This is a genomic window from Erwinia mallotivora (genome assembly GCF_000590885.1).
GTDB lineage: Bacteria > Pseudomonadota > Gammaproteobacteria > Enterobacterales > Enterobacteriaceae > Erwinia > Erwinia mallotivora.
Map to the genome: position 1 here is coordinate 16,000 of NZ_JFHN01000025.1, position 17,052 is coordinate 33,051.

The 17,052-nt window shown below is 54.1% G+C and carries 15 protein-coding genes and 1 pseudogene; 4 read left to right on the forward strand and 12 right to left on the reverse strand.

Annotated features, from left to right (window positions below; all coding sequences use genetic code 11):
- The 4 genes from BG55_RS03920 to BG55_RS03935 are packed head-to-tail and all read left to right on the forward strand — an operon-like array spanning position 1 to position 3,488.
- On the forward strand, positions 1-909 hold the full coding sequence (locus BG55_RS03920) for a carbohydrate ABC transporter permease (RefSeq protein WP_034934524.1): 909 nt from the start codon (positions 1-3) through the stop codon (positions 907-909).
- Positions 899-1,738, forward strand: coding sequence for a carbohydrate ABC transporter permease (locus BG55_RS03925; protein ID WP_034934527.1), 840 nt, complete (start codon positions 899-901; stop codon positions 1,736-1,738). The genes BG55_RS03920 and BG55_RS03925 overlap by 11 nt, the downstream gene beginning before the upstream one ends.
- A gap of 27 nt (positions 1,739-1,765) precedes the next feature.
- A complete protein-coding gene (locus BG55_RS03930) occupies positions 1,766-2,857 on the forward strand; it encodes an ABC transporter ATP-binding protein (RefSeq protein WP_034934529.1) in 1,092 nt (363 codons plus the stop codon).
- A 28-nt stretch (positions 2,858-2,885) separates the two neighbouring features.
- Positions 2,886-3,488: an alpha/beta hydrolase gene (locus BG55_RS03935; protein ID WP_034934531.1), complete on the forward strand. Its 603-nt coding sequence runs from the start codon at positions 2,886-2,888 to the stop codon at positions 3,486-3,488.
- On the opposite strand, the gene kdpD is transcribed toward BG55_RS03935, so the two are convergent.
- The 12 genes and pseudogenes from kdpD to BG55_RS03995 form a co-directional block, all read right to left on the reverse strand.
- Complete coding sequence (kdpD, locus tag BG55_RS03940) at positions 3,489-6,161, reverse strand: two-component system sensor histidine kinase KdpD (protein WP_034934534.1); 2,673 nt, start codon at positions 6,159-6,161, stop codon at positions 3,489-3,491.
- A gap of 159 nt (positions 6,162-6,320) precedes the next feature.
- On the reverse strand, positions 6,321-6,890 hold the full coding sequence (kdpC, locus tag BG55_RS03945) for a potassium-transporting ATPase subunit KdpC (RefSeq protein WP_034934536.1): 570 nt from the start codon (positions 6,888-6,890) through the stop codon (positions 6,321-6,323).
- A gap of 10 nt (positions 6,891-6,900) precedes the next feature.
- Positions 6,901-8,949 carry a potassium-transporting ATPase subunit KdpB gene (gene kdpB / locus BG55_RS03950; RefSeq protein WP_034934538.1) on the reverse strand — a complete coding sequence of 683 codons (2,049 nt, stop codon included), beginning with the start codon at positions 8,947-8,949 and terminating at the stop codon, positions 6,901-6,903.
- Positions 8,950-8,967: 18 nt separating this feature from the next.
- On the reverse strand, positions 8,968-10,653 hold the full coding sequence (kdpA, locus tag BG55_RS03955) for a potassium-transporting ATPase subunit KdpA (protein ID WP_034934540.1): 1,686 nt from the start codon (positions 10,651-10,653) through the stop codon (positions 8,968-8,970).
- Positions 10,653-10,736 (reverse strand): K(+)-transporting ATPase subunit F, encoded by an 84-nt coding sequence (gene kdpF, locus BG55_RS21705; protein ID WP_071994970.1) that lies wholly within the window; start codon positions 10,734-10,736, stop codon positions 10,653-10,655. Before kdpF ends, kdpA begins: the two co-directional genes overlap by 1 nt.
- Positions 10,737-10,914: 178 nt before the next feature.
- Positions 10,915-11,310 (reverse strand): hypothetical protein, encoded by a 396-nt coding sequence (locus BG55_RS03965; RefSeq protein ID WP_034934542.1) that lies wholly within the window; start codon positions 11,308-11,310, stop codon positions 10,915-10,917.
- Between the two features lie 78 nt (positions 11,311-11,388).
- Entirely contained in the window at positions 11,389-11,880 is a 492-nt protein-coding gene (locus BG55_RS03970; protein WP_034934687.1) for a type VI secretion system baseplate subunit TssE, read from the reverse strand.
- Between the two features lie 11 nt (positions 11,881-11,891).
- Positions 11,892-12,689 carry a type VI secretion system accessory protein TagJ gene (locus BG55_RS03975; RefSeq protein WP_034934545.1) on the reverse strand — a complete coding sequence of 266 codons (798 nt, stop codon included), beginning with the start codon at positions 12,687-12,689 and terminating at the stop codon, positions 11,892-11,894.
- Positions 12,690-12,706: 17 nt separating this feature from the next.
- Positions 12,707-13,549 (reverse strand): TagK domain-containing protein, encoded by an 843-nt coding sequence (locus BG55_RS03980; protein WP_034934547.1) that lies wholly within the window; start codon positions 13,547-13,549, stop codon positions 12,707-12,709.
- Between the two features lie 3 nt (positions 13,550-13,552).
- Positions 13,553-13,822: a PAAR domain-containing protein gene (locus BG55_RS21710; protein WP_071994973.1), complete on the reverse strand. Its 270-nt coding sequence runs from the start codon at positions 13,820-13,822 to the stop codon at positions 13,553-13,555.
- A 387-nt stretch (positions 13,823-14,209) separates the two neighbouring features.
- A pseudogene (locus BG55_RS03990) lies at positions 14,210-16,311 on the reverse strand (type VI secretion system Vgr family protein); the annotation flags it as partial.
- Positions 16,312-16,368: 57 nt separating this feature from the next.
- Entirely contained in the window at positions 16,369-17,019 is a 651-nt protein-coding gene (locus BG55_RS03995; protein ID WP_034934553.1) for a hypothetical protein, read from the reverse strand.
- Between the last annotated feature and the right edge of the window lie 33 nt (positions 17,020-17,052).

A 17,052-nucleotide genomic window follows, 5' to 3' on the forward strand; every position in this document is an offset into this window, starting at 1 on the left:
ATGCTCAGTTTGCAACGACGTGAGCAGCGACAGGCATGGGTGCTTCTGGCACCCATGCTGTTGGTGATGGGCCTGTTAACTGCCTGGCCCCTGCTGCGTACCATCTGGCTAAGCTTCACCGATGCCGCATTAATTAATAATGGCGGCAGCATTAACTACACTGGTCTGGAGAATTACCTTTTCGCCCTGACCGATCCCGATTTCCTCTCATCACTACTGCGTACTTTGTACTTCACCGTCCTGTCGGTAGCGCTGGAAGGCGTTATCGGGGTGCTGGTGGCGCTACTGCTTAATCAGAAATTCTATGGCCGAAGCGTGCTCAGGGTATTAGTTATCCTGCCGTGGGCGTTGCCAACCATTGTCAATGCGATGATGTGGCGGCTGAACTTCAATCCCGACTACGGCAGCATTAACGCACTGCTTACCCAGCTGGGAATTATTGATGGTTACCGCAGCTGGCTTGGCTCGCCGGATTCGGCGCTGAATGCAGTCATGCTGGCCGACGTATGGAAAAACTACCCGCTGGTGACCTTACTGGTGCTGGCCGCGCTGCAATCCATTCCGGATGACCTGTTCGAGGCCGCCAGGCTTGATGGCGCATCCGCCTTCCGCCGGTTTCGTGCCATCACCTTCCCGGCGATTGTCGGTCCACTCAGCGTGGCGCTGATCCTGCGCACCATCGACGCCTTTAAAGTGTTCGACATCATCTATGTCATGACGCGAGGCGGCCCGGTAGACAGCACCAAAACGCTGAGTTTTTATGTCTATCAGGAGTCTTTCAGCTACCTGCGTGCAGGAAGCGGCGCAGCCTATGCCATCCTGATGACGCTGATGTGCAGCGTGCTGATTGCTATTTATATGGCGATGGTCTGGCGTCAACGCCGTCGGAGTACCGCTCATGAAACGTAATCTGCGTATTTTCTTCCGTTATTTTGCCGCCCTGCTGGTGGCTGCCAGTATCCTTGGCCCCATGCTGTGGCTGTTTATGATGAGCGTCAGTTCCAACACCGATCTGACCCGCGTGCCGCTGGAGTGGCTGCCGCGCCAGTGGGATTTCAGTCGCTATGCCCGGCTGGTGTCGCTACAGCCTGGCGAGCCCGGAGCCCTGTTCCTGCATGCGCTGGGTAACAGTCTGCTGGTCGCCTGCGGAGCCACTGCTATCTCGCTGCTGCTGGCTGTCCCGGCGGCATTCAGTTTCTCCCGTTATCCGGGACGCGATGGCTGGCTGTTTGGCAGCCTGGCCATTTACATGGTGCCGCCGGTGGCCTTCGTTCTGCCGCTCTATTTCATCCTGCAACAACTCGGTCTGCTCAACACCCATGCCGGGCTGGTGCTGGTCTACTGCTCGCTGATCCTGCCGTTTCTCACCTGGATGCTGAAAAATCAGTTTGATACGCTGCCGCTGGATATTGAGCAGGCAGCCCGGCTTGACGGTCTGCGTTTCTGGCAGGTGCTGCTGCGCATTACCCTGCCGCTGGCGAAACCGATGCTGGGTGCCTCCGCGCTGTTTGGCTGGCTGCTGGCGTGGGACGAGTTTTTCTATGCGCTGCTGTTTACCAGCAACATCAGCGCACAAACGCTGCCGGTGACCATCGCCGGTTTCACGGCGGGACGCGCCACCGATGACGGGCTGATTGCCGCCGTTGGTATTCTGGCCTCGGTTCCCCCGTTGTTTATTGCCATCTGGCTACAAAAAAGCCTGGTCAGCGGACTGGCCAGTGGCGGCAGTAAAGGCTGACCGCAACAGAATTAAGAGGATAGCTGTATGGCTCGTGTTGAACTGGTTGGCGTGACAAAACGCTATGCCAAACAAACGGTACTCAGCCCGCTGGATCTGATCATTCCTGATGGCAGTTTTACCGTGCTGGTTGGCCCTTCCGGCTGCGGAAAATCCACCCTGCTGCGCCTGCTGGCAGGGCTGGACACCGTCTCAGACGGAAAAATAATGCTGGATAACCAGAAGATTAACGATCTCGATCCGGCGGATCGCGATATTGCGATGGTGTTTCAAAGTTATGCCCTTTATCCCCATCTGACGGTGGCCGAAAATCTGGGCTTTCATATGAAGGTCAGGCGCGTAAAGCGTGAGGAACAGCAGAGCAAGATCGCTCGCGTGGCGGAAATCCTGGGCATCAGCAAGCTGCTGAACCGTTATCCCCGTGCATTATCAGGCGGTCAGCGCCAGCGGGTGGCGATGGGACGGGCAATGGTGCGTAATCCCCAGGTCTTTTTGTTCGACGAACCGCTCTCCAACCTTGACGCACAGTTGCGCATGGAGCTGCGTGCAGAGATCAAAGCCCTGCATCAGCGTTTCAAAACCACCATGGTTTACGTCACTCATGACCAGGTCGAGGCGATGACGCTGGCCGATCAAATCGTGGTGATGCGTGAGGGCGAGATCGTGCAGCAGGGCAAACCGCTGGAAATTTATGACCATCCGGCAGATACCTTTGTCGCACGCTTTATTGGTTCCCCGCCGATGAACCTGCTGGAAGGCCAGCTGGAAAATCGTCAGGGAGTGGCCGGCGTAGAGTGCAATGGCTTATGGTTCGCCCTGCCTGCACAGTGGCAGAAGGCGGCCTCGGAGCAGGGCCAGCGGCCAGTGATCGTCGGGATACGTGCGCAGGATTTTGTGCTGAACAGGGTCACGGACCTGCCGGAGGCACGGGTGAAACTGGTGGAAGTCACCGGTGAATCCAGCCTGCTGCACATTGACTGGCAGGGATTCCCGATGCACGTGCAGTTTGCCGGTCGCGTTTCCGCATCCCCGGAGACACCGCTGGCGCTGGCTGTCAACGTCGATAGACTTCATCTTTTTGATGCACAAAGTGGCAAACGCCTGCAATCTGAAGGATGACGCGTCAGTCCCCCCTGTGAGGTTAAATATGACAAAAAAACTGGTGATTCTGTTGCATGGTGTAGGCAGCAACGGTGACGATTTAGCCGGGCTGGGCGCGCACTGGTGCGCCAGCCTGCACGATCTCCACGCCGTCAGCCCGGATGCCCCGTTTCATTTCGAGCATGGTGCCGGTTACCAGTGGTTCAGCCTGGCAGGTATCACGCCGGATAATCGGCCAGCGCGGGTTACAGAAGCTCGCGAAGCCTTTGATGCCCTGCTCAACGACATCCTGATTCAGCATCAGATGCACGACCAGCTGGACAAAGTCGTGCTGGCTGGCTTTTCGCAGGGTACGATTATGGCGCTGGATGCCGTGGTGACCGGACGCTGGCCGGTGGCGGGTGTGGTGGGATTCTCAGGCAGGCTGGCCTCCCCTGAACCCTTTAATGCGGCGCAAAAAACGCCGGTTCTGCTGATCCACGGTATGGCTGACAACGTCATTCCCTTTGCAGAAAGCGAGGCAGCTGCGGCAACATTGCGTCAGTCTGGCATCACCGTCAGCAGCCAGTTTGAACCGGGCACCGGGCACACCATTACGGCGCAGGGCGCGGGCCACGCCGCCGCCTTTATCGCCCGATGCCTGGCATAGCTACTGGTACTCCTCCAGCTGCGGCGGTTCTTCCATTGGCAGGGTGATGACAAAACGTGCGCCGCCCTCAGGGCGGTTCTCCGCATGAATTTTCCCGCCATGAATATCAACAATGGCCTGACAGATAGCCAGCCCAAGGCCGACGCCGGGCACGGCTGACTCTTTATTACCACGAGAAAATTTCTCGAAAATCTGTTCGCTCTGCCCATCGGCGATACCGGGGCCGTTATCCCACACGGCAATTGCCAGCCACTGGCGCGAAGGCAGGTGAGCGCTGATGCCAATCGTGGCCTGTGGCCCGGCATACTTCAGCGCGTTCTCCACCAGATTGGTTAACACCCGTTCCATCAGTGGCCCGTCAACGTGGATCAACAGCATCTCAGGCGGCAGATCCAGCTCGATTTTGCGGCCTTCCAGCGACGGGGCCATCATTTTCAGGGTGCTGCCAATCAGTTCATCCAGCGCCATCCACTCAGCCCGCAGGCTGAAGCCGCCGGACTGCAATCGCGCCATATCCAGCAGATTATTGACCAGTCGGATAGTATTCAGGGTTTGCTCACGCATCGCGCTGGCCTGCGGCGCGTGCTTCGAACCCTCACTGGCCAGATCCAGCGTCAGGATCTCCGCCTGACCAAACAAGACGGTCAGCGGGGTGCGCAAATCGTGCGAGAGTGCGGAGAGCAATGCATTGCGCAGCTGTTCCCGTTCCGCCGCCAGACGGGAAACCGCCTCGCGCTGGCTGAGAGCAATGCGCTCCAGCGCGTTGGCAAGCAGTACGGTAAAGGTTTCCACCAGCCGCTGCTGCTCCGGGATCATCAGCTGGCGCAGATTAAGCGGCTCCAGCACCAGCAGCCCCAGCGTTTCGCTGCCGGCTTTCAGCGGCAGGATCTGCCAGGGCACACCCGGCAGCGTATCTGTCCCGGCACCGGCAGGCTGACCTTTGTCAAAGCTCCAGCGGGCAATTGCCCGGTCCGGCACCGCACTGAGGCGGGATTCGCCCACCGTAACCAGTTCGCCTTCGCTGTCCGGCAGCAACAGTTCGCTTCTTGCCTGCAAAGTAGCATCCAGACTGCGCGGTAAGGTCTGGGCAATATCCTGCTGGCTCAGCGCCCGACTGAGGGTTTTTGCCATTTCATACAGATGCCGCGCCCGCTGCTCACGGTAGCGCGCCACGCGCGCCTGATAGCGCACGCCTGCGGTCAGATTACCGACGATGACCCCCACGGCCAGCATCACACCAAAGGTCACCAGATACTGCACGTCTGACACGGCAATCGTGCCGGTGGGCGTGACAAAAAACAGGTCGAAAGCGACGATGTTAAGTACCGTTGCCACCACGGACGGCCAGCGGCCATAGCGCAGCGCCACCACCACTACCGCCAGCAGATAGACCATTACCAGATTCACCGAATCGACACCCGGCAACAGCCAGCGACCGGCCAGCGTGACCAGAGAACAGAGTACCGCCGCCGCCGCGCAGCCCTTCAGCTGCGGCCGCCACTTTTCACCCGGCGTCCGGTTTAACGGCGCGGGACCGGCAGGTGCAGCAAGCGGTTCATCCAGCGCCACGATCACCAGATCCAAATCTGGCCCCAACTGTCCCAGCCGTCGGGCAAAGCCGTCATATTTCCAGCGTCGCACCGGGCGGCGGCCAATAATAATCTTGCCCAGGTTATGTTCCCGGGCGTAGCGCAGCACCGCATCAGCCTCGTGGGGATCGGAGAGCGTGGCGGTTTCCGCCCCCAAATCCTGCGCCATCTGTAACGTGCGCAGAATACCGCGCCGCCGCGCTTCTGACAGGCGATGCAGGCGGGGCGTCTCGACATAAACCGCGTGCCAGACGCTGTCCAGACGGGCGGCCAGCCGGGCGGCGGTCCTGACCAGTTTTTCACTGCCGGTGTTATCACCGATACAGAGCAGAATCGCATCCCGTGTATGCCACACTTTTTCTCGCCCCTGAGTGTCACGCCAGGCACGCATCTGATCGTCAACGCGATCCGCCGTGCGGCGCAGGGCCAGTTCGCGTAGAGCAAAAAGATTGCCCTTACGGAAAAAGTTCTCAATGGCGCGTTCAGCCCGGTCACCGATGTACACCTTGCCCTCTTTCAGCCGCTGGCGCAGGTCGTCAGCAGGAAGGTCAACCAGCACCACTTCATCGGCGGCGTCAAAAAAGGGATCGGGCACGGTTTCCCGTACGCGAATACCGGTCACACCGCCAACCACGTCGTTAAGGCTTTCGAGATGCTGAACGTTGACGGTGGTCATCACATCAATCCCGGCATCCAGCAGCTCCTCAATATCCTGCCAGCGCTTCGGGTGACGCGAACCGGGCGCGTTGGTGTGCGCCAGTTCATCCATCAGGATCACCGCCGGATTGCGGGCCAGCGCCGCATCAAGATCAAACTCCGGATGACGGTTCTGTCCGGTCGCCCGGCGGGGTAACACGGTCAGCCCTTCAAGCAGGGCAGCGGTTTCTGCACGTCCGTGGGTTTCCACAATCCCCACCAACACCTCCAGCCCCTGCCCTCGCAAACGCCTGGCCTCCTGTAGCATCGCCCAGGTTTTTCCCACGCCCGCACAGGCACCAAAATAGATTTTCAGTTTGCCCCGGCCACTTTCGTTGGCCTGTTGCAGCAGTGCATCCGGGTCGGGACGCTGGAGTTCATCATTCATTGGCAAGCATTAATCCTTAAAATCCGCGCAGCTGAACAAGCCTGGCACAGCCAGCCATCAGGCGTAATGCCTGGCGGCGTTTATCAATGCAATACGGGTGGAACCGTGTCCACCCGTAAAATTATCATTGTCAGCCCGCTCTCTCAGCTTCTGCGAACCTTATCGTATGGCATCAAGTGCCATGTTCAGCTTCACCACGTTGACCACAGGCTCACCGATAAAGTCCGGAACCGGCGCGGCGGTGTTCTCGTCGATCAATCGCTTCACCTCAGCCAGTGGCAGCTTACGTGCTTCCGCCACCCGTGGAGCCTGCCAGACTGCCGCTTCAGGTGAAATCTGCGGGTCAAGACCGCTGCCGGAGGCGGTCACCAGCTCCACCGGCACGGCGGTATCAGCCTGCGGATTTGCCTTACGCAAGGCGGCCACCCGCTGGCGCACTGCCTCATCCAGAGCCGGGTTGCTCCCGGCCAGATTGCTACCGGAAGAAGCCAGCGGATTATAGGGAGCATCACTGGTGGCTGACGGTCTGGTCTGAAAATAGTCCGGACGGCTGAAGTTCTGCCCAATCAGCGCCGAGCCGCGCGGCTTGCCGTCAATCTCCAGCAGCGAACCATTAGCCTGTGCCGGAAACCACCACTGCGCCAGCGCGGTGGTGACTAAAGGATAAATCAGACCGGTAATGACTGACAGTAACAGCAGCAAAATCACGGTGGGACGTAACTGACTCATGATGTTTTCCTCAGAACCAACCGGTTACGGTCAGCAGCATATCGATAATTTTGATGCCCACAAACGGCACCAGCAAACCACCGACACCGTAAATCCACAGGTTACGCCGCAGCAGCGCTGCCGCACTCAGCGGACGATAGCTCACGCCTTTTAACGCCAGCGGGATCAGAAACACAATCACCAGCGCGTTGAAAATCACTGCCGACAGGATAGCCGAGTCCGGCGAATGCAGGCGCATCACATTCAACGCATTCAGTTGCGGGTAGGTGACGGCAAAGGCGGCAGGAATAATGGCAAAGTATTTCGCCACATCGTTGGCAATACTGAAGGTGGTCAGCGAACCACGGGTCATCAGCATCTGTTTACCGATGTGGACCACCTCCAGCAGCTTGGTGGGGTTGGAGTCCAGATCCACCATGTTGCCCGCCTCTTTTGCCGCCTGGGTGCCGGAGTTCATCGCTACCGCCACGTCAGCCTGCGCCAGCGCGGGGGCATCGTTGGTGCCATCGCCGGTCATCGCCACCAGCCGCCCTTCTGCCTGATACTGGCGGATCAGCGCCAGCTTGGCTTCAGGCGTCGCTTCAGAGAGAAAATCATCGACGCCCGCTTCGGCGGCAATAGCTGCGGCGGTCAGCGGGTTATCACCGGTGATCATGATGGTTTTAATACCCATCTTACGCAGTTCGGCAAAGCGCTCTTTAATGCCGCCTTTGACGATGTCTTTCAGCTCCACCACGCCCATCACTTTCGGGCCGTCACACACCACCAACGGCGTACCACCTGCGCGTGCCACCTGCTCAACCAGCTGATTAACCTGGGTTGGGAACTGGCCGCCATTGCTGTCAATATGACGGCGTACCGCATCCACCGCCCCTTTGCGGATCACCCGCTCCTGCACGTTTACGCCGCTCATGCGGGTTTGTGCCGAGAAGGGGATAAAGGTCGCGCCCATGCTGTTTAAATCGCGCTCGCGCAGATTAAATTTCTGCTTCGCCAGCACCACAATGCTTCGACCTTCCGGCGTTTCATCAGCCAGCGAGGCCAGCTGTGCCGCATCCGCCAGCTGTTCATCGCTGACGCCGGGGGCAGGCAGAAACTGAGTTGCCTGACGGTTGCCGAGGGTAATGGTGCCGGTTTTATCCAGCATCAGCACGTCGACGTCTCCGGCGGCTTCAACCGCACGACCACTGGTGGCGATGACATTCGCGCCGAGCATCCGGCTCATCCCGGCAACGCCGATAGCCGACAGCAGGCCACCGATGGTGGTCGGAATCAGACAGACCAGCAGTGCCACCAGCACCGTGATACTGACCGCATTGCCGCCCCATGCAGAGAACGGCCACAGCGTCGCCGTCGCCAGCACAAACACAATGGTCAACGCCACCAGCAGAATGGTCAGGGCGATCTCGTTCGGCGTTTTGCGGCGTTTGGCTCCCTCAACCATCGCAATCATCCGGTCAAGAAAGGTTTCACCGGGGTTAACGCTGCACTGCACCACCAGCCAGTCAGAAAGAATGCGTGTACCGCCCGTTACCGACGCGAAATCACCGCCTGATTCACGAATGACCGGTGCGGATTCGCCGGTAATGGCGCTTTCATCTACCGATGCGCCGCCTTCCACCACCTCACCGTCGCAGGGAATGATGTCACCCGCTTCCACCAGTACCACGTCGCCTTTACGCAGCGAATCTGCCGCCACCTGCTGATGCGAACTGCCATAATGCGGCGCGGCCATTTTTTTAGCGTAACTGGTTTTCTGTACCCCTTTCAGGCTGTTGGCCTGCGCCTTACTGCGCCCTTCTGCCAGCGCCTCAGCAAAGTTGGCGAACAACACGGTGAACCACAGCCACAGCGAAATAGCGGCAGTGAAACCGGCACTCCCAGGCGTTTCGCCCATCGCCATCGCGACAGCCAGCAGTGAGGTCAGTATGCTACCCAGCCACACCACAAACATCACCGGATTGCGAAACTGCACGCTTGGGCTGAGTTTTTTCAGCGCATCGCTGGCGGCTGTCCGCATCAGCGCACCATCAAACAGCGCCTGTTGATTACGACTCATGATTCTTTTCTCCGGCGATTAATGACCGAACATTTGCAGATGTTCTGCCACCGGCCCCAGGGCCAGAGCAGGAATAAACGTCAATGCACCTACCAGCAACACGGTGCCAATCAGCAGCGCGATAAAAAGCACGCCGTGAGTGGGTAAGGTGCCATTGCCAACCGGCTGGATTTTTTTCACCGCCAGCGAACCGGCAATTGCCATCACCGGGATGATGATGCCGAAGCGACCGACCAGCATGCAGAACGCCAGCAGCAGGTTCCAGAACGGTGTGTTTGCGCTCAGACCGGCAAAGGCACTGCCGTTGTTGTTGGCGGCGGAGGAAACGGCGTACAGCACTTCACTGAAACCATGAATGCCAGGATTCGCCATCCCGCTACGTCCGGCATCGGTCATCATTGCCAGCGCGGTGCCCAGCAGAACCAGCGTGGGCGTGACGAGAATAGCCAGCGCGGTCATTTTCATTTCCCAGACGTCAATCTTCTTACCGAGATATTCCGGCGTGCGGCCTATCATCAGTCCGGCGATAAACACCGCCAGCAGCACAAACAGCAACATGCCGTACAGACCGGCACCGACACCGCCGAACACCACCTCGCCAATCTGGATCAACCACATTGGCACCATGCCTCCCAGGGCGGTGAATGAGTCGTGCATCGCGTTTACCGCACCACATGAGGCGGCCGTGGTGATCACCGCAAACAGGCTGGAGTTAAGAATGCCGAAGCGCGTCTCTTTACCTTCCATATTGCTGGCACTGTCAGCGCCAAGAGCAAGGAAATGTGGATTTCCACGCAGTTCAGCCCACATCACCACGACCACCGCCGCAATAAACATCAGCGACATTGCCCACAGCAGCGCATGGCCCTGGCGGCGATCTTTCACCACATCACCAAAGGCAAAACAGAGCGCAGCCGGGATCAGGAAGATCGCCAGCATCTGCACCACATTGCTTAACGCGGTCGGGTTTTCAAAAGGATGAGCCGAGTTGACGTTAAAGAAACCACCACCATTGGTTCCCAACATTTTGATCGCTTCCTGCGAAGCGACTGGCCCCATTGGCAGCGTCTGTTTCGCCCCTTCCAGCGTGGTTAAATCGAGATAGCCGGAAAAGTTTTGCAGCGAGCCCTGGCTGACAAAGAACAGTGCAATCAACAGAGAGAGCGGCAGCAGCACATACAAGGTGACGCGCGTCATGTCGCGCCAGGCATTGCCCAGCGTACCGAGAGAGCGGTTAGCAAAACCCCGAATCAGAGCAAAGGCCACGGCGATCCCGGTTGCCGCAGAGAGAAAGTTCTGCACCGTCAGGCCAACCATCTGGCTGAAATAGCTCAGCGTGCTCTCGCCCGCATAGGACTGCCAGTTGGTATTAGTCACAAAGCTGATAGCGGTATTCAGTGCCAGATGCCAGCTGAGATTTGGCAGATGCTGTGGATTAAGCGGCAGGCTGGCCTGCGCCATCAACATCACCATCAGCAGAACAGTTCCACCCAGGTTGAACAGCAGGATTGCCAACAGATAACGACGCCAGTCCATTGGCTGACTCTCGACGCCGCTGACACGCCACAGCAGAGATTCGAAACCCGCCAGACCAGGTAAGGGTCGATCATCAATCAGTCGGGCCAGCCCGCTGCCTAATGGTTTGGCAAGAATTAACAGAACAGCCATGTAGCTGGCAATTAACAAAAATGCGCTGGCGGCCATCAGAACGCCTCCGCATTAATCAGGGCATACACCAGATAGCCCAACAGCAGAAACACCAGCACAATGCCGGCAATTAAGGCCATGCTCACAACACACCTCCGGGGCGCTTAAGGATGCCGATATTGTTGCCGCCGGGGTGCAAAGTTGATGTAAAAAAGCAGAGAGTGGATGTAAAAAAAATATAAAAATGGCTGGCGCAGAGGGCAGGCAGAGCGGGTCAGTTTTCTACCAGCGTTCACTGAGGTGAACTTATCGCCAGATTCAGGTGGTCAACAGCGTATGCAGCGTCTGCAAATCGCGTTTCACGGCTTCAATGTCCTGGGCAAATTTCTCGTCGGACATCAACGGCTGGCGGAAGACGGTAATTAACACCTCAGCCCCCTGCTCGTTAGGAATCACCCGCATTGGCATATACACCTCCCTGCCGGAACCACTGTCAATGTAGTGATCCATCACGCCAAAGGGATTGTGGTCGGTAAAACGGATTTTCAGGTTTTGACCCGATTCGGCCGATTTCCAGTAATTGCCTTCCTGAACCAGAGGGGAAGCAGTCAGTCCCGTAGCCCATTTTGGGAAATAGTCAGGCTTCCAGATGGTTTCGTACAGGTCAACCCAGTTGCGGGGAATGGCAAGACTAACGGTTTGCGATGACAGCACAACAACTCCTGAATTCTGGCAATAAAGCCCTAATTTAACCACTGTGCTGCGCAGATGCAAAGGGGCGGTCAGCCGCCCTCAGACACTTTTCAAATCCACTTTCGCGGTTTCAACATCATAAGCACCGTTGATGCAGAGATCGATGGGCTGCGGGTGCCATTCAATTAAGCCACGAATTTCAAACAGCACCTGACCATTTTTACCCAGCAGATCTTTGTCTGTTAACGGGCGAACCAGCAACGATTCCGGAATAATTCTTGATTCAAAGCGCAGCAATGCATTCCTGATACTTTTCTCAATAATGTTCCAGTTATGGTGATTCGCATATTGCCCGGAAAAAGGGGCAATGCCGTAATTCATCACCGAACCACATACGGCTTTATGGCGATGTTCATCCAGGCGATCCTCAATATTCGTATTGTTCAACAGACTGGCGATATCATTTTGCACCACAGCACGCATCTTTCTCGCGTCAAAATAAAAGGCATCGTGCGCCTCCTGGCTTTTTTGCGGCTCATCGTCCAGAAGTCTTTCAAACAGTGTCGGCAGGTAGTGAAGTTTTTTTTCCACGGCTGGCTCCGTCACGCAAATCTGACATCTGCGACTTCCAGTAATGAAAACTCACCACGATCGGTGATCAATACTTTTCTCCCCATGCCGGTGGAAAAAAGTTCGGATTGCTGCTGCCATTCGGTGATTAAACCCAGTTTTATCTTCTGGTCAGCCTGCGGCGATAACGGATAGCGAGCCGGAATATAGCCATAATAGATTTCATTATTGACTTTGATATGAGCGGGAGCCCACACCAGATCCAGTAAATCCCTGGGCTGCGCCACACTCATCATCTGAATCAGCGAGAAAGGAACCTGACGATAGCCACCGGCACTGACAAACTCGCAAACCGGACCGATTCGCCCGTCACTGTCAGCTATCCAGTTAAAAGCGCCGATCATCTCTCCGCCACCGGCACTCTCCGGCGCCAGTTCAAATGCCTGACTACGCAGCGCTTCCGACTGTTCAGGTTCATTCGCCGCGTGCAATCTGTTCGCTTCCAGAAGTAACGTCATCCACTCAGTTGATGAATCATCAAGTAATCCGGCGGTACGCGTGCCCATCAGTACGTTCTCCCGCACCAGCTCACTGAATACCAGATTTTTGCACAGCTCAGCTTCTTGCTGTGAGTGTTCATCAATCAGTTCAATGGTCTGAATCTGCATTAACGCTTTTTCCCATAATCCCTCAATGCAGTACAATTTGAATAATGTCTTACGTAGTTGAATATCTTCGGGTTTTGCTTTCACCTGCGACAATACATCGCTGATAATGTTTTCCAGCGATGAGGATTTTAATAATTCAGCCAGACCATGTGCATCAGACATATTATTTTCCTTTTTAATTAATAGAGGCTGTCCAGCCCGGTTTTATATAAATCATGAAACACTAATTCAGGTACGTGTTTTTTCTCTTTCGATGAGATATTTTCAGGGGCCAGTGATTTCAGAATGTCAGTTTTTTCTTCCTCACCCAATAACTCGTCATAAGATTCCGTTATATTCATTTCCTTCCAAACCTTCTCAAAAAGTGAAGGGGCAGGAACGATGCATTCTGTCAGTGTTTTTGTTTTCATTTCATCTCTGATGGCGTCAAAGTAATCATCATCTCCGGAAAGTTTGTTATTGATTTCAGGACTGTCATCAAAGAATTTTCTGTTTTGCTCCCCCCAGATAAGAAATTTTTTATATTCAAGCTCAAGCTTCTTCAAAACATCAGTTTCGGTTTCAGCACTCTCCATTGCATCACTGAAATAACGCAAATCACCCGTATAATGACCACCATTGGGTAAAATATCTTCTACCTCCGGGATAATCAGATGGTCTTTTTCCTCTTCATAATGCACGTTCAGTAAATTGTGTAGCATATCCTCATGATCGGAAGATTCATCATTTCCGACTTCAAAGGTAAAATTGCCAAGCTGAATAAAAGCACCAAATCGTAAAATACAGGTCTGGCCATGACGTATTTCGACATCATCAACCCGGCAAATATACTTTTCACAATTATTTAAGATAACTGCCCCCCCCGTAGAGCTGTAAAAATAAATAGCGTCATCCTGCTCTTCCTGTCCGGACAGGCTGAATGTTCCATTTTGTACATTGAAACAAGCTGCATTTTCAAAAGTACAGGATGCTGACAGAAGAAAGATGCGCTGATTATCTGGCCAGGTCATTAACAATTGCATTGTTCAGTTACCTATAAATACATCGCAAGAACCACTTACAATTGGCGCACCGCAGCCAGTAACATCACCCAACCTTGCCGCAGGACAACCGTTAATAAATACCGTTCCAGACCCGCAGGCAACCGGCGCAGCGCCATGCAGCAAAGCACAAGGGGCCACGCTTACTCCGACGACCCCTGCGGGCAATCCGTTGATAAAAACATTGCCAGAGCCACTGACCAGCGCTCCGCCATGTCCCGTCGCATCTCCCAACCTGGCAGCATTTTGTGACATATCCCACCTCATTCCATTGAAAAATAAATCAGAGCTTATTTTTGTGGAGTGGGACAGGGCTGCTGTCCACTCCATCATCACTACGACAATTCTGGCTGACGAGAAACTGCCACCAGAAGCAGCACTTTATTACTCATCTGATGGCCCAGCGCTTCCCGTTGGATCAGGTGTAGGCGCTTCGGTTGGGGCTTCGGTTGGCGCTTCGGTTGGTGCCTCTGTTGGTGCCTCTGTTGGTGCTTCAGTGGGTGCTTCAGTGGGTGCTTCAGTGGGTGCGGTAGTGGGCAATACCGGCAATGGCAAAGCCATACCGACAAAACCAAACGCTGATATTCCGGGCAGTCCGGGAACCGCGCCAGCGCCACCACCACCACCTCCGCCGCCGCCACCTCCGCCACCGCAATCACAGCAATCACCGGGGTTCAGATCGATTTGTCCTCCCTGAAGAACAATATGATTAGCCACCAGTTTGATTTTGGGGGCAGTGATACAAAGGTTTCCACCCGCGGTCATGACAAAAGGCCCACCAACGGTCATCGTATGCGGGCCACCAATGGCATTGGTATGAGATCCACCAACAGCCAGATTGTATGCCCCACCAACATTCTCAGCCATGGCCCCCCCACGGCCAGGGTATAGGCACCACCAACATTGGTCGCAAAAGCGCCACCAACATTGATTCCTTTCGCTCCGCCAATAATCTCGGATTGCGACGCACCAACCTGAATAGCCAGACCTATCCCAACAAGAAGGCTGTTATTACCAACAACGTTGGTTGACTGGTTTGCGCCAACCAGCAGGCTCTGATTGCCGACCACATTTGTGGTGTCATCGGTTCCAACAAAGGTGCTTCTGGTAAGCCCAATCTTTGTCGTCGAGTTTTCACCGATAACCTGATCTTCATTACGCTTCGTCAGCCGTGACATATCACGTTCGGCCTGTTCCCAGTAATACTCCTCGCCTGGCTTATCATCAAACTGGATGCCGTTGAAGTTGGTACGCCCTCCTCCGATGGTGCGGCTAACCAGACCACTTTGCGTGGCGTTTTCGGGAAGATCCCAGGGAGGCATGGTGACATTGTTATAAAGACTTCCGAGAACCATCGGACGATCGGGATCGCCGTTGATAAAATCAACGATCACTTCATGACCAATGCGGGGAATACAGATTCCGCCAAAGTTGTTCCCAGCCCAGGGCTGGCTAACCCGGATCCAACAGGAGTCTGTTTCGCGATTAGTACCGTAACGATCCCACAGAAAGCGCACTTTGATACGACCATAGGTGTCGGTCCAGACTTCTTCACCTGGCGGCCCAACCACTACTGCCGTTTGGGGACCACTGGTTTTAGGGCGGGTGGCAAGCTGAGGATGACGATAAATTTTGGTAGTGGGCTGAACTGTAAATTCACTCTCATAACTGAATTCGCCCAATCCTGTTACCTGACTTATCTCAGTAATTTCCAGTTCACTGGAGATAACCATATATTCACGATTGGCTTTTTCTACCGGATATCCCTGTAATTCAAAAACAATACCACAGGCAATTCCTCTCAGTTCACCTTTCCCTACCGCACGAGAACCAACAGCGCCACGCTCTTCAATACGAATTTTGGCTAATTGCTCACCAATATTGGACTGATCGTAATCACCAGGCCAGTGGTAAAGTTCCATCTCATTAAAACTGGTTTTGCGGGGTTTACTGTCTATAGCCGAAATATCAGCACGTGATTTGGTGAAGTCATAATCATTGGTGTACCACTTACCGGAAACGATCGTTTCCTGGGAGACAAAGCTGTTGATATATTCCTGATCTGCCTTGGGTTCATCTGGCATGTACTGGATGATCTGATAAGCTTCGCTGGCGGATTTCTTATGTGCGCCAACGTGATCGACCAATACCAGCTTATGCTTTTGATCAATATGTTCATAAAACCAGTAAATTCCCCACTCTTCCATCAAACGTTCAATGAAATTGAAGTCTGTTTCACCATACTGCACCTGAAAATCCAGAGAGGGATAACTGCCTGTCAGCCTTTGTTCAACCGGGAAATTATATTCTGAAAGCACCTCTTCAATTATTTCCACTACGGTCTTTTGCTGGAAAATTTTAAAATCCGATGTTAACTCACTCAGGTACAGCCAGGGCCGGAGAATAATATCAAAGATTGCCTGATTGGCATCCCTGCCCACAAAACGCGCCTGCTGGACCAGACCGGAAATCTCTCGTGTGCCTTTTCCGGTGCCCAACAGTACGTCCAGTCCGTTACCGTCAAGTTCGATAGTGACGGTCATTTCCTTACCAATTAATGCTTTAATATCTACATTTGAAGCAGACTGCCAGGGAATCAGAGGATTAGCTGGTGTCTTAACGGTAAGAGTGTAGGTATATAAAGTTGAGTAGGTTTCTTTACCTTTAAGTTTTGTCAGGACTAAAGCTGGCTCGCCCAGCAACTGAGGCATTGCTGAACTGCTCAGAGTAATCGTTCTAGACATATCAATACCTGCTGAAATAAATGTTCAAAGTATCAGGCAAAAATTTCTGCCCCACATTTACAATGAAACTTTTTGTGAGTCGATTATTCTTCCATACCTGCTTTGCCTCCACAGCCATACGTTTATATCCGTTTGAATACAGCCCGGCCAACCCTTCCATGGCATGATTTCAACCCCATTGTCGCTATTTATTTTTTCTTCATTATCAGTCAGTTCAGAAAGCAGCAATTCTGAACGATTACTGAATTTATATTGCTCATTCAGTAATTTTTCCCAAAAGGGAGAATAAGAACGCTGTAACGCTTTTATCCATTCACTTAAGTTAGCCCGGTTACTGACAATGCCCTCCTGCCTCTGAGTTCCATTCAGAAGCCTTGAGAGCCAGAAAGCAACGTGAAAATTAGATCGCAGGTTTTCACAAAGTGTTGGATATGACACACAAACATAGAGTGCAAATACCGAATTAATTTCAAAGGTGCTGGCCTCCGGTAAAAAAGCCCCCAGCCAGAAATAATTTTTCTTTTTGATTTTGGCTGGCATGACAAAACACCAGGAGTGATTAATGCTGAGGTTTTTTCCAGGTAAAGTTAAAACCATTTTTGGGATGATACCCTCCAGGAGAATATCTGAGATATTCTCCTGCTTCTTACGAAGTTGACTGAAGAGTCTGTAACCTGGCTTTTCCCTGACGGATATCCTGATGTCCATATTCTTTCCTGATAATAAAAATAGGCTTCTGAA